Consider the following 13,176-nt stretch of genomic DNA (forward strand, 5'->3'; position numbering starts at 1 on the left):
CACTAGGAACTATATACATACAGCATCGTATTATACGTCGCAGTTAAATATATGAGAGTCTATGTTTTCAAATCAGGAGGAATGGTTGATGAAGCAGGAAAAATTAATACGCCGGAACGACCGGGAAGCATTTGAAAAAACGAGGAAAGAATTTGTGCAGCTTGAACTTGTGAAGCCTGACGCTGAGCTTCGGCTTTGGGACAGCAAGGCTGGGGGACACCCTTACCTGCCAAAAGGAATCGATTATCCGCTTAATCAAGCAGGGCAGCCCCTTCATTTGCTTGCCCAGCTTAATTTGGGTGAACTCCCTAAACTGCCGGATTTTCCGGACAAAGGCATTCTTTCTTTTTACATCGATTTAAATGATGATGTTTTTGGGATGAATTTTGATCGGCAGGATGACCAGTCAGGCTTCCGGGTCCTATTTTTTGCGGATGTGGAGGAAAATGAAGAATATCTGGTGACAGATTTTTCCGCTATAGATGAACACCGTACCAATTGTGAATATGATGTCCTCGAGGGCGGCGAGTATTTGATTAAAGGAAAAGCTTCAAGTATGTATATAGCGACAGGTGATTACCGGTTTGATGAAGTGATCGGGGAATCAAGCCTTGATTATTTCGAAAGGCTGGCAGAGGAAGAAATGCCAGAAGGATATGAAGAGGTTGACGACCTTTACAATGACTACAGCAATCCCGAGGGAGCAGTACACCATCAGATGGGCGGCTATCCTTATTTCACACAAATGGATCCACGCGAGGGCGGGAGCAGATATGATACCCTCCTGTTCCAGCTGGACAGCGATTATGACAAGGCAAGTGAAAAATACGCGGTCATTTGGGGCGATGTTGGCATCTGTAATTTTTTTATCAACGAAAGCGACCTGAAGGCACGCCGGTTTGACCGGGTGCTGTTTAACTGGGACTGCTGCTGATCTGGCGGGGAGGATTTTATGAGTCTTTTTGGATGGATTTTCTTATGGGGGCTGCCTGCTTTACTGCTCTGGAGTACGGTGCTAGCAGCGATTCAGGCAAAAAGGGCAGGAAACGAAGGTCAGATCCTCGGGAAAACCCTGACCTTTATAAGTGCAATTTATGATTATACGATTAATTCCTTTCTTACATGGCTGTCATTGATTTTTTTAGTGTTTGGTTTTTTTGCCATAGCAGAAGGCAGTATATTGGGGTTCCTTTTCATGACCGGGACTGGGGGATTGATGCTCTATCTTTGTTTTCCAAGGCTGAAAATGCCTGAGTGAGGGTGAGCTTAAGCTGCAAATGGGTTTGAAATTGCGATTGGCTTTTGTGAATTCAAATGAAGATTGAATTTTTGATAAACGTTCTTAGAACAACGGTACAATGATATAATGGATTTAAAAATGAAAAGGAAAATTATATGAAAATCAATTGGATTGCTTGCTCAATTTTCTGTTTGGCAATCAGTATTTCATGGGGAAGCTGGTTTATTGGCACAGCATTGAAGAAAGAGAACACTGAAGCAGAAGTTCAGGATGCTGCTCAGCCTCATATGCTGTTGAAGCCTGATGAAGCTGCAGCCTATTTAGGCATTAGCATGGAGGATTTTCAGAAACTAGGGCCTTTTGATCAGGAAAATTATGATGAAGGTTCCATCCCATTTATTAGAATTGGATATAAGGTTTATTTTACCAGGACGGCCCTTGATTTATGGCTGAGTTCAGAAGGCTATATGATCTTTCAATAAATGAAAGAAATTTTCTGCAGCTTGTATTATAATAAAAAGAAATACGAACTGAAGGAGAAACAATATGTCTAAGCAGGAAAATAACCAAAACGGCGAAAAGAAAAAAGTAAGCCTTCAAGAATTGATGAAGCAGCAGCTCGAGAAAAAGAAACAGGCGCAGGGAAATGGAAAACAAGGCGCCAAGTCAGCGGCTAAAAATCAGGTGATGAAAAGCCAGATGACTAAAAAAGCGAGTAATACCCGCAGAAAAATGGGCGTATAACCAGAAGAACCCTTCTTTATAGGAAGGGTCTTTTTTATCTTAAAAAAGAATCTAATTTACGCTTGAAAATTGCAGAAAGAGAGAGGGCGAACATAAGAAGAGTCTAATCGATGCATGAGCCTCAAATGAAAAGGGGCTCCATGCATAGAAAACAGTCTAATCAATGCATGGCCCTTACATGAAAAAGGACTCATGCATAGAAAACAGTCTAATCAATGCATGACCCGCACTTGAAAAGGGGCCCCATGCATAGAAAACAGTCTATTCAATGCATGACCCTCACCTGAAAAGAGGCTTCATGCATAGAAAACAGTCTAATCAATGCATGACCCGCACTTGAAAAGGGACCCCATGCATAGAAAACAGTCCAATCAATGCATGACCTTCATTTAAAAAGGAAACTCATGCATAGAAAACAGTCTAATCGATGCATGACCCACACTTGAAAAGGGACCCCATGCATAGAAAACAGTCTAATCGATGCATGACCTTCATTTAAAAAGGAAACTCATGCATAGAAAACAGTCTAATCGATACAAGACCCACACTTGAAAAGGGGCTTGATGCATAGGAAACAGTCTAATCGATACATGAACCTTACTTGAAAAGGGGCATCGTGCATAGGAAACAGTTTAACCAATGCATGACCCGCACTTGAAAAGGGACTTGTTGCATAGCAAGTTAGCTCCACCCACAGGAAACCTCCCTACAACTTTAGTCTTAGTTCACTCAGCCAAAAGCAGCATAGTCTTTTCGCCAGTATGACGGAAGGAAAGTCTTCTGTCTTCTGCTATATTATAAAAGAAGAGCAAAGAGGGGGCTGAGGTGATGAAGGCAGTAATTGTTTCGGGGAATAGACAGGTCAGGAAGAGCTTAATGATGCTGCTGCTGGCATATCCAGAACTGGAGGTTTACCTCCTGGATGACTATGAGCCCTTCAGCATGCCTGATGATACGGATGTTGTTATCATGGATATAGATTCACTGCTGGACACTCAGCAGTTTCCCTATTTTATAGGCAGTCATTCTCTCATTTTTTACAGCCGCTCCAGAGAATTTTCCGAGCTGGTGGATTGGCTGCATATGTATAATGCAGATTTTATAAATGTATATACCCATCCAGACTGTGTGCTTCATCTGATAAAAAAAGCGTGTTCACGAAGAAAGTCCCTAATAGTTGATGCAACAACTAATATATGTTCTAATGAAGGCAAACAGGGATAATGGCAAAGATTTGAACGAAGAAGGAGATGGTTAGAATGGAAGAAAAGAGCCTTTTTAAAAGAAGTGTCAAAGACCATTGGTATGTAGAGTATGAAGAAGCGAGTTTCCCGTTTATCCAGAAAGGCTGGGTACTTCCGGCTGACCGGTTCATGGATTTTGATCCATTCATCCTGATGGCGGAGGACTGGTTTAAGAGGGGCGCTTTCTCAGACCATCCGCACAGGGGGTTCCAGACAGTCACATATGTTGTGGATGGCAGGCTGGAGCATATCGACAATGCAGGCGGCCGGGACATTCTTGAGCCTGGCGATGTGCAGTATATGAATGCCGGCTGGGCAGCGCGCCATGCAGAGGAGGGCGTGGAAAATGACATTGCCCACACGCTGCAGCTTTGGCTGAACCTGCCGAAGGAATTGAAAAAGTCTGCAACTAGCTATCAGAATGTTTACGGTGAGGATGCACCGGCCGTCCATTTTCAAGGAGGCTCCATTAAAGTATTTTCCGGAGAGATAGCAGGTGTCAAGGGGCCGCTCAGTTCTGCTGTTCCAATTACTCTTTCTGAGATCAACTTAACTAAGGGATCAGAATATACTTTGACCATCCCGGAGAATCATAATGCATTTTTGTATGTCCTCTCAGGGGATATGGACTTTGGGGAAAATGAAGTGAATCTCAAAAAGCATGGAGTCGCAACCCTTTCATACAAGGACGGGGGAGATATCAATAAAGGCAGCGAACTTGCTATAAAGGCGAACAGCAGAAAATCGAAGGTGCTTGTATACTCCGGTGCACCGATTAAGGAAGAAATTGTTCCCTATGGTCCATTCGTGATGAACACAATGGAAGAAATCAGGGAGGCATACCGGGATTTCCATAATGGCAAATTCGGCCCGCCTGCTGTTTAAGGAGCTGATGTCATGAATCTTATCCTAAAAAATCTGTATGAATTGCTTTCCTCAAAATTGCCGGATTCTTCTTTTAGCCTTGATGAACCCTTAAAGGAGCATGCCTATACAAAGCTTGGCGGACCGGCAGATCTTTACGCAGAAGCGGCATGCCCGGAGGATGCAGCTTATATCCTTAAAAAGGCAAAGCGGCATGGAGTACCTGTGACTCTAATAGGCAATGGTTCGAATATTATCATCAGGGATGGCGGAATCAGAGGGCTTGTCCTGTCATTGTCAAAAATGAATAAGATTTCTGTCACTGGATCTACAGTAATTGCCGAGGCCGGCAGCCGGATCATCGATGTTTCCCGCAAAGCTTTGGAGCACAGCCTTTCAGGACTGGAATTTGCGTGCGGGATCCCTGGGACGACTGGAGGTGCACTTTACATGAATGCAGGTGCCTACGGCGGACAAATCTCTGATGTCCTTCAAAAAACACTAGTTCTTACAGAGGAAGGAAGCATCCTGGAACTGGGGCAAGAGGAGCTCGTGCTGAGCTATCGGAAAAGCATTATTGCTGAAAAGAAATTCATCGTCCTGAAGGCAAAGTTTAATCTGTCCATCGATTGCCAGGAGAATATTTCAGCGAGGATGAAAGAAAACACGGAGGCAAGGGAAAGCAAGCAGCCGCTTGAATTCCCGTCTTGCGGGAGTGTGTTCAAGCGTCCTCCAGGCCATTATGCAGGAAAGCTGATACAGGACAGCGGCCTTCAAGGAAAAAATATCGGCGGGGCAGAAGTCTCCCGAAAGCATGCCGGCTTCATCATTAATAAAGATAATTGTACGGCAAAGGATTATCTGGCACTTATAGAATATGTCAGGGAAACTGTGAAGGAAAAGCAAGGCGTGGACCTTGAAACCGAGGTTATTATCCTTGGTGAGGAATTTTACGAAGGACATCATGCTTAAAAAAGCAGGGAGGTGAGCCGCTATGGGGATAGTGGTAGTGGAGATTTGCGACGGCAGCCTGATTGCAGAACTGGACCTTGAAGGACTCCTTGAAGCGCAATATCCTGAAGTAGCCGTTATTGAGAGCAGCTGCCTATCCTTTTGCGGCATGTGCGCCAGGCGGCCTTATGCTATAGTGAATGGAAAGCGCATTTTTGCAGGGACGGCAGAAGAGTGCTTTCAATTGATAAAAGAGCATATTGATAATGAATTGAAGGAATTTGCAATTTAAAAAAGAACCTGACATTGGGGGGAATCGGCTATGAAACTTGTCGGCATTTCAGGATCCCTGACCGGATCGAAAACATCAAAGGCTGTACATGAAGTACTCGCTGCGGCAAAGCGCTTGTCTCCATCTATCCTGACAGAGCTGATTGACTTAAAGGACTATGACGTTGAGTTTGTTACAGGCAAGCCGCTGACCTATTATAACAGCGACACATGGAAGGTTGTGCAGACAATAACTGAAGCCGACTTCCTCGTAATAGGCACGCCGATCTACCAGGCCTCCATTACAGGGGCGCTGAAAAATCTATTTGATCATCTTGCTGTAGATGTTTTTAAATCAAAAGCAGTCGGTGTTTTAACAACAGGGGGATCTGACAAGCACTTTCTTGTTGCGGAATATCAGCTTAAGCCGATCATTTCCTACTTGAAGGGAACTGCCCCAGCCAGCTCAGTTTTTGTTCACAGCAATGACTTTAATGAGGACAATGAAATTGCAGCACCCATTGTCCTTGAGAGAATTGAAAAGCTGGCAAGGGAACTGATTACTCTTCAGGCATCCTTGGCCGAATAAGAATCCTGAAGAACTCCTCCCATAAATGGCAGGAGTTTTTTCATGATATTAAAGGCCAACAAAAAAGGTGCTATACTAAAAGGTGCAATTAAAGATTATTAGTAATAAAGGAGTAATCATTATGATTTATATATATGTCGGACTCGCCGGATTGTTAGGCAGCATGCTGAGATACTGGATAGGGATCAGCCTGTTTGTGGAGAATGTTTTTCCTTACGGCACACTGGCCTGCAATCTGGCCGGCAGCTTTTTGCTTGCCTGGCTGACAACCAGTGTATTCAAAAAAATGAAAGTCACTCCTGGGCTTATGGCCGCTATTGGCACGGGTTTTGTCGGATCATTCACGACTTTTTCAACTTTAAGTGTGGAAACTGTCGATTTATTTAACAAGGGACATGCATACCTCGGAATCCTTTATATCATCTTCAGCATGATCGGCGGAATGTTTTTCAGCCGGCTTGGATTCAGGATAGCTAAGGAGGAGGGGGCCATATGAGTATTTTCCATTTTGCACTGGTAGGCATGGGCGGATTTTTCGGGAGCATGGCCCGGTTTGCCCTAAGCCGGAAATATAACAGTAAAGATAAAACCCTTCCTGTTGGAACGATCATCGTCAACCTGTCTGGTGCCTTCTTGCTTGGCCTGCTGACAGGAGCTCATTTGGATCAGAGTTATCTTTTATTCGCCGGCACCGGGTTTATGGGTGCCTTTACCACCTTTTCAACATTAAAGCTTGAAACCATGCAGCTGCATATCGGACAAAAGAAAAAAGCACTCTTCCTGTACATTGGCATTACATATGTTTTCGGAATTTTTCTCGCCTTTCTAGGCTATCTGACAGGGAATAATTTATAAGGATTTTCGGCTATCCAGTAGAGGATGGCCGTTTTTTATTGACTAATAACAAACAAAGGTATATATTGTTTGTATAACATTCAACGTTTTTAAAAAAAGTTTATAAGTGAATCTGCAAGTTATTGGAGGTATTTGAATGCAGGATACATCTGCAAGCCTTTGGGAGGCAAGTCTCGAGGAAATAAAAAAAGGATACAGAGAAGAAGAAGAGAGCTTTCTTTGCTTGTTATGCGGTGAGAAATTTGAAAAGGGTGTTGTTTATCCATATGAAGACCGCTTGTATGAAGCAGAGAGATATACGCGGCTTCATATCGAGAGATCACATTCCTCGGTGTTTGACTATTTGCTGGGTCTTGACAAGAAATGGACCGGGCTGACAGAGCATCAGAGCCAGCTTTTGAATTTGTTTTATCAGGGAATGCGGGATAAAGAGGTGCAGGCAGAAATGGGCATTGGAAGCGCTTCTACAATCAGGCATCATCGTTTTGCTCTAAAGGAAAAAGAGAGGCAGGCGAAGACATTCCTAGCCATCATGGAGCTCTTGAGAGAAAAGGACAAGTATGCGCCGGCTTTTATACCACCTCATAAACATGCATCGATGGTTGATGACAGATATGCCATTACAGAGGAAGAACAGCAGAAAATCGTTGATAAATTCTTTCCCGGAGGCATCGAAGGCGGCCTTGAAAAATTTCCGCCAAAAGAAAAACAGCGGCTGGCAGTGATAAGAGAGATCAGCAAGTTTCTGGAGGATGGCAAAGTGTACATGGAAAAAGAGTTAAACAGCATTATAGAGGGCATTTATGAAGACTATGCTCTGATCAGAAGATATTTGATTGAATACGGCCTGCTGGACAGAAAGGCCGATGGAAGCGCCTATTGGCTGAAAAAATAAAAGATGGGGGAAAGAATATGAACCGGAAAAAGGAACTGAAAAATCAATTCATGGAAGTGCCGGTGGAAGCAGGTGTCTTTCAAATAAAAAACAAACACAGCCAAAAAATGTTTATTGGCAGCACCAGAAATATTAAGACATTGAACGGTCTGAAATTCAGTCTGGAAACAGGGTCCTATGTTAATAAGCCTCTTCAGGAAGATTGGAGGAGATTTGGGAAGGATGTTTTCGAAATCTCGGTGCTTGAGGTTCTAAAGCCGAGTGACGACCCGTATTACAGTGAAAAGGAAGCACTGGCAGAGCTTGAGAAGAAATGGCATGAGCATTTCCAGCCTTATGGCGAAAGAGGCTATCACAATCGGCCCAAATAAATAAAGAAGAGGTCTCCCTCTTCTTTATTTACTCGTCTTCATCTTTCCAGGTCTGGACATTGTCTGTTTCCAGTATGCCAAGTGTGGCATCGCCGATATCGGTATCTGTCAGCAGCAGGTCGCGGACTCTGAATTTGATATCATCAGCATCTGCCAGTGAGAGGCCGGCCCTTAGCTCAATATAGCTTTCTACATGGAAGCGCCTGCCTTCCTGCAGGATGCGCATATCCATGATATCCACCACATCAGGATCGGAAAGGATCATATCTGCTACACGGTCCTCAACGACCTTCGGGGCTGCTACCCCGATCAGTCCGATAGTATTTTCATAGCCGATTTTAACGGCAATCCCTGTGAGCAGTAAGCCGATCAGTATCGTTCCGACACCATCCAGAAAATAAAAACCGGTAAAGTGAGCAAGCAGGATGGAGACAAGGGCCAGCAGTGCGCCAAATGTGGCAATCAGGTCTTCATAAAACACAAGTCTGGTCGGCGGTGATGCCAGGCCATTATTCTTGAAAGCAGTCGTGACAATGGCAAAGCCTTTGGCCTCACTGCGGGTTTCATGATTGATTTCCTTCATCGCCTTCAATAGAATGAAGCCGTCAACCCCTATTGCCAAAAGCATGATGGCAATATTAAGCAGGATATTGGTGGACTCTTTTGGGTGCTGGATCAGCTCCCAGCCTTTGTGGATTGTTTCATAGGCCATGATTGCGATGACGATCACCGCAACCAGCACAAACAGGTTGACAACACGCCCAAAGCCGGTCGGGAATCTTTTCGTCGGCTCCTTTTCAGCAAGGGCACTGCCAATGAATACAAAGCCCTGATTGAGAGCATCTGCTGCAGAGTGAAGCGTGGTTGCAAGCATTGTACCGCTGCCGCTTATTGCAGCAGCTATCCCTTTTGCAATCGTAAGGACAGTATTGCCGATCGCAGCGATGCCGGATGATTTGTTTCCTTTTTTCAACAATTGGATAAAAGACATCTTGTCACCTCTCCATTTTTTCCAAATGGTTTGTCCAATATTTAGCTTAACCATCTGGCTTTGATTTATCATTTTTGAACATTTAATGGACAGAAGGGCTAATAGATTGCCACCGGCCAAAAATGACAGTAAAATAAGAACTAACTATAACGTGCCGGTAAGGGGGTGATTCATTTGGGAACGAGCAATTAAAGCAGCTTGGCTTTTCAACAGCAACCTATGATGCAAGGGGTTCTGTAAACTATTACACCAAATTTAGTTTGCTGAAACCTGTACGTTCTAAATTGAATTGCCGCTGCAGCCTGGCCGGGATTCGGCTTAAGTAATGGATTAAAGGCTGCTGCCGACACCAGCGCCTAATAGTCTTATAAAATCAGAGTGATAAAAATATTTCTCCTGACTTGCCTGATCAACTGACAGGGGATAAGCAGCGGTCATGACCCTAATTTTCCAGGAGGTGTACGCCTTACTTAGTAAGGCTATTCATTGACCACTATTAACTTGATCATTTTTGCTATTTTAATTGCATTGACCGCCTTTTTCGTAGCGACGGAATTTGCAATCGTTAAAGTAAGATCCTCTAAGATTGACCAGCTTATTGCAGAAGGGAAAAACGGGTCACTGGCTGCCAAAAAAGTCGTGACTCATCTTGATGAGTATCTTTCTGCCTGCCAGCTCGGCATTACCGTGACAGCACTGGGCATCGGCTGGGTTGGAGAATCGACATTTGAAGTTATACTGCACCCTGTGCTTGAATATTTCCAAGTAAGCGAATCGCTTTCCCATATTCTGACTCTGGCCTTTGCGTTTGCTATTGCCACTTTCCTGCATGTTGTCGTAGGGGAGCTTGCACCAAAGACTCTTGCCATTCAAAAGGCTGAAAAAATCACATTGCTCTTTGCGAGGCCCATCATCTGGTTTTACCGCCTGATGTATCCTTTCATCTGGTTCCTGAACGGGTCTGCCCGTTTGCTAGTCGGTCTTTTTGGCCTGAAACCGGCATCCGAGCATGAGCTTGCCCATTCAGAGGAAGAACTTCGGCTGCTTTTGTCAGAAAGCTATAAGAGCGGTGAAATCAACCAGAACGAACTGAAATACGTTAACAATATCTTCGAATTCGATGAAAGAGTTGCAAAAGAGATTATGGTGCCACGCACCGAAATGATTACGATCAGTATTGAAGATAATTTTGAAGAAATCATGGCAACGGTGGAAGAGGAGAATTATACCCGCTATCCTGTTGTCAATGGAGATAAAGATCATATCATCGGCTATGTTAATGTGAAGGAATTTCTCACTGCAAAAATTTTGGATGACGGTATGATTCACGAACTGTCCGAGTTCGTCAAGCCTGTCATGCATGTGATTGAAAATATACCGATTCATGATCTGCTCGTAAAGATGCAGAAAGAACGGACCCATATTGCGATTATAATGGATGAGTATGGCGGAACATCAGGACTCGTTACGGTAGAAGATATCCTTGAGGAAATCGTTGGAGAAATCAGGGATGAATTTGATGACGATGAAGTTCCTGAAATCCGGAAGGTGAAGGAAGGTGAATACATCCTTGATGCTAAAATGCTGCTTGAGGACGTGAACGACCTTCTCGGAATTGAACTGTTAAGTGATGATATCGATACGATTGGCGGCTGGGTCCTTTCCCAGGACTTCGATGCTGAAGTTGGAACAGAAGTGGAAGCAGAAGGGTTTATTTTCAAAATTACAGAAAAAGACGGGCACCAGGTCCTGTATATTGAAGTAAAGAGAGTTTCATAGCATGTTAAAAAGGATGCAGCCATAGGGTGCATCCTTTTTGGCCAGAGAAAAAGCAGGTCAGCTTACGCGGGCCTGCTTTGTTTGTTTAGGGGCAATTTCTTTGACGCCCAGTATATCCAGCAGAAACATAAATACAGGTATCCCGACGATCAGACCCCAAATTCCGAAGAAATGCTCTGAGAAGATGAGTACAATGAAGGTATAAAAAACGGGAAGTTCTGTTTTGGAAGACATCAGCTTCGGGTTAAGGATATAAGCTTCAATAGCATGGATGACCATGACGACCAGGATGATATAGCCGACAAGCATGAATCCGCCTATGGAATAGGCTATAATGGTCAGCGGTATCATAGAGATAATGACACCTGCCACAGGGATGAGCCCAAGGACTAATACCATCAAAGAAAGGGCTACCAGCTGCGGGAAGTCCATGATCCATAGAGCCAATGTCGTCAGGAGGCAGTTAACGATGGCGATAACAAACTGAGCTTCAATGACTTTTCCGAATGTCATGGAGAATTTCCTCGAGAAATATTCGATTTCATCATAGAAAGCAGCGACTTTGCTCGTCTTGAATTTTAAGGTGAAATCTATCAGTTTTTTCTTTTCCAGAAGGAAAAACAGGCTGAGCAGCAGGGATATCAGTACTTGCATGCCGATTTTACTGATGTCGGTAAAATATTTCAGCAAAAACGTAAACCCTTGCTCAAGATATTTGTTGATATCATTTTGTTCAATGAACAATACAATATAATTAATGAATCCATTTTCATGGGGGTGCAGATAAAACGCCTGCAGCTGGGCAATCAATTGTGTTACTTCCCGTGATATGACAGGCAAATAATTTATGGCAGCGAGTGTCAGGCCTCCAATTAAAACGAAGTATAAAAACATTACCACCAGCGGCCGGTTAAGGTTCCACTTGTCTGTAAGCAAGGTGGTCAGCCGGTCCATTAAAAAGGAAAAAATAAAGGTCAGCAGGATGATATTGATCATGCTGTGCAGTGATATAAGGAGCAAGAGGATGATTGCAAAAATGATAATCCGCTTTGCACCAGTCTTAACCCAAATATTTCTCCAGTTTTCCATTCATGTGCTCCCTCTGATTCTTATTAAACAGCAGCTGTTATATAAGAAATATAAAATGATATTACTATTTAATTATAGCATCTAAACTCTTCAATACTAGCTTTCCAGCCTCTGCAGAAAACTATTTTTTTAATTTGAAGGTATATCATTCTTATAAAAGATACGCACTGAATCATACGTTCATTCATCATCTGTAAAATTAATAATAAGCCGTTATCTGTATGGATAAGAAAGCCCGGCTCGTACAATAGGACTAGGAAAATTTGTAACATAAATGTAAAAAATCCTCCGTTAAGCATACAGAAATCTTCTTCAAAAGCATATAAGCTATTCGTATATAAAAGAGAAGGGGGATCGGCTCTTGGAAGAAATTTCGCAGAAAATAATCTGTCCTTGCTGTTCCCGCGGGACTGTACAAAAAAGAAGGCTATTAAGTAAGATACTTTCCTTGCCAGTCCAGGGTAAAACGGCAGGATGGCTGACCGAAAGCATTGAAGACTTTCTGCTTTCTGAAAGTATTCCGCTTGATAAACTTATGGAGATTCGGAGAGAGCTGACCGCATCGATTGCAAAGCAAAGGAACCTTCAGGGAACTGTCAAAATACTTGACCGGTATTTTACAAGTGCCAATCGCTGTTTTTATTGCTGCCATTCTTTTTAGCAGATCGTCTGCCTTGATTCATAGAGCAAGTGGAGTAAAAAATATACAATAGTGCATATCCAGCCGTTAAACCAGTGATTAGTGAAGTCATCTAAATTGATTGAAATAAACAGCAATCGGGAAGAACTCCTCACAGATGTTATCTGATACACTGGATAAAACGCCAGGAGGAGGTTCAATATGTACATTGAGATGACCACTCAGCTGCGAGTGGCAGATATAAATAGAGGCCAGGTCTGGTATACCATACTTCTCAACAGAGCGCCTGACTTTATTCCGCATGAAGGGTTTGCCGAGTGGGAGCTTGTGCCTGGCAGCTGGCTGCAGCTGGCCACAGGGAATACTGCAGAAGGAAGCGGGCCTATCCGCCTCGGAGTCAAGAATATTGAAGCAGAAAGACAGCGGCTGATGGATGAATTAAAGATAGAACCCTTTTTAATACAGTCCCGCAGCGGGGTACCGGTAAAATGGGGCACTTTTACAGATCCCTGGGGAAATATGCTGGGCCTTTTTGAATATCTGGATAAATCAGAAGAAAAGAAACGCCTCCATGAAATATGGGGACATATGGTATAAAGCAGAGTGAATATCCTCTGTTTTTTTCTTTGCTCTTTTTTTCCTCAAAAAAGAAGG

General features: G+C 43.4%; 18 protein-coding genes. 16 read left to right on the top strand and 2 right to left on the bottom strand.

Annotation, left to right across the window (positions count from 1 at the left end):
• Positions 1–88 precede the first annotated feature (88 nt).
• The 13 genes from ACQCVH_RS18325 (at position 89) to ACQCVH_RS18385 (ending at position 8,023) form a co-directional block, all read left to right on the top strand.
• On the top strand, positions 89–934 hold the full coding sequence (locus tag ACQCVH_RS18325) for a YwqG family protein (RefSeq protein WP_426837044.1): 846 nt from the start codon (positions 89–91) through the stop codon (positions 932–934).
• An 18-nt stretch (positions 935–952) separates the two neighbouring features.
• Positions 953–1,258, top strand: a complete 306-nt coding sequence (locus tag ACQCVH_RS18330; protein WP_426837045.1) for a hypothetical protein — start codon at positions 953–955, stop codon at positions 1,256–1,258.
• 137 nt (positions 1,259–1,395) lie between these two features.
• Positions 1,396–1,722, top strand: coding sequence for a MerR family transcriptional regulator (locus ACQCVH_RS18335; RefSeq protein ID WP_426837046.1), 327 nt, complete (start codon positions 1,396–1,398; stop codon positions 1,720–1,722).
• Positions 1,723–1,786: 64 nt separating this feature from the next.
• Entirely contained in the window at positions 1,787–1,984 is a 198-nt protein-coding gene (locus ACQCVH_RS18340; protein WP_426837047.1) for a hypothetical protein, read from the top strand.
• A gap of 828 nt (positions 1,985–2,812) precedes the next feature.
• Positions 2,813–3,208 carry a hypothetical protein gene (locus ACQCVH_RS18345; RefSeq protein WP_426837048.1) on the top strand — a complete coding sequence of 132 codons (396 nt, stop codon included), beginning with the start codon at positions 2,813–2,815 and terminating at the stop codon, positions 3,206–3,208.
• Positions 3,209–3,243: 35 nt separating this feature from the next.
• A complete protein-coding gene (locus ACQCVH_RS18350) occupies positions 3,244–4,113 on the top strand; it encodes a pirin family protein (RefSeq protein ID WP_426837049.1) in 870 nt (289 codons plus the stop codon).
• Between the two features lie 12 nt (positions 4,114–4,125).
• Positions 4,126–5,064 (top strand): UDP-N-acetylmuramate dehydrogenase, encoded by a 939-nt coding sequence (murB, locus tag ACQCVH_RS18355; protein WP_426837050.1) that lies wholly within the window; start codon positions 4,126–4,128, stop codon positions 5,062–5,064.
• 22 nt (positions 5,065–5,086) lie between these two features.
• Complete coding sequence (locus ACQCVH_RS18360; protein ID WP_426837051.1) at positions 5,087–5,335, top strand: YuzB family protein; 249 nt, start codon at positions 5,087–5,089, stop codon at positions 5,333–5,335.
• Between the two features lie 30 nt (positions 5,336–5,365).
• Positions 5,366–5,902 (top strand): NADPH-dependent FMN reductase, encoded by a 537-nt coding sequence (locus ACQCVH_RS18365; protein ID WP_426837052.1) that lies wholly within the window; start codon positions 5,366–5,368, stop codon positions 5,900–5,902.
• A gap of 121 nt (positions 5,903–6,023) precedes the next feature.
• The gene (locus ACQCVH_RS18370) at positions 6,024–6,398 is read left to right on the top strand and encodes a fluoride efflux transporter FluC (protein ID WP_426837053.1); all 375 of its coding nucleotides are present in this window, start codon (positions 6,024–6,026) and stop codon (positions 6,396–6,398) included.
• On the top strand, positions 6,395–6,757 hold the full coding sequence (locus ACQCVH_RS18375; protein ID WP_426837054.1) for a fluoride efflux transporter FluC: 363 nt from the start codon (positions 6,395–6,397) through the stop codon (positions 6,755–6,757). Before ACQCVH_RS18370 ends, ACQCVH_RS18375 begins: the two co-directional genes overlap by 4 nt.
• Before the next feature lie 136 nt (positions 6,758–6,893).
• Positions 6,894–7,652 (top strand): DUF2087 domain-containing protein, encoded by a 759-nt coding sequence (locus ACQCVH_RS18380; RefSeq protein WP_426837055.1) that lies wholly within the window; start codon positions 6,894–6,896, stop codon positions 7,650–7,652.
• A 17-nt stretch (positions 7,653–7,669) separates the two neighbouring features.
• Positions 7,670–8,023, top strand: coding sequence for a GIY-YIG nuclease family protein (locus tag ACQCVH_RS18385; RefSeq protein ID WP_426837056.1), 354 nt, complete (start codon positions 7,670–7,672; stop codon positions 8,021–8,023).
• Between the two features lie 28 nt (positions 8,024–8,051).
• Here the strand turns inward: ACQCVH_RS18385 and ACQCVH_RS18390 are convergent, their stop codons facing one another.
• Positions 8,052–9,014 (bottom strand): cation diffusion facilitator family transporter, encoded by a 963-nt coding sequence (locus ACQCVH_RS18390; RefSeq protein WP_101547882.1) that lies wholly within the window; start codon positions 9,012–9,014, stop codon positions 8,052–8,054.
• A gap of 486 nt (positions 9,015–9,500) precedes the next feature.
• Between ACQCVH_RS18390 and ACQCVH_RS18395 the strand changes: the two genes are divergently transcribed.
• Entirely contained in the window at positions 9,501–10,793 is a 1,293-nt protein-coding gene (locus ACQCVH_RS18395) for a hemolysin family protein (RefSeq protein ID WP_426837057.1), read from the top strand.
• Between the two features lie 57 nt (positions 10,794–10,850).
• Here the strand turns inward: ACQCVH_RS18395 and ACQCVH_RS18400 are convergent, their stop codons facing one another.
• Complete coding sequence (locus tag ACQCVH_RS18400; protein WP_426837058.1) at positions 10,851–11,882, bottom strand: AI-2E family transporter; 1,032 nt, start codon at positions 11,880–11,882, stop codon at positions 10,851–10,853.
• 361 nt (positions 11,883–12,243) lie between these two features.
• Between ACQCVH_RS18400 and ACQCVH_RS18405 the strand changes: the two genes are divergently transcribed.
• Positions 12,244–12,543 (top strand): hypothetical protein, encoded by a 300-nt coding sequence (locus ACQCVH_RS18405; protein WP_426837059.1) that lies wholly within the window; start codon positions 12,244–12,246, stop codon positions 12,541–12,543.
• A gap of 180 nt (positions 12,544–12,723) precedes the next feature.
• Entirely contained in the window at positions 12,724–13,119 is a 396-nt protein-coding gene (locus tag ACQCVH_RS18410) for a VOC family protein (RefSeq protein ID WP_426837060.1), read from the top strand.
• Positions 13,120–13,176: the final 57 nt, after the last annotated feature.

This window comes from Bacillus infantis (assembly GCF_050107595.1).
GTDB lineage: Bacteria > Bacillota > Bacilli > Bacillales > Cytobacillaceae > Bacillus_AB > Bacillus_AB infantis_C.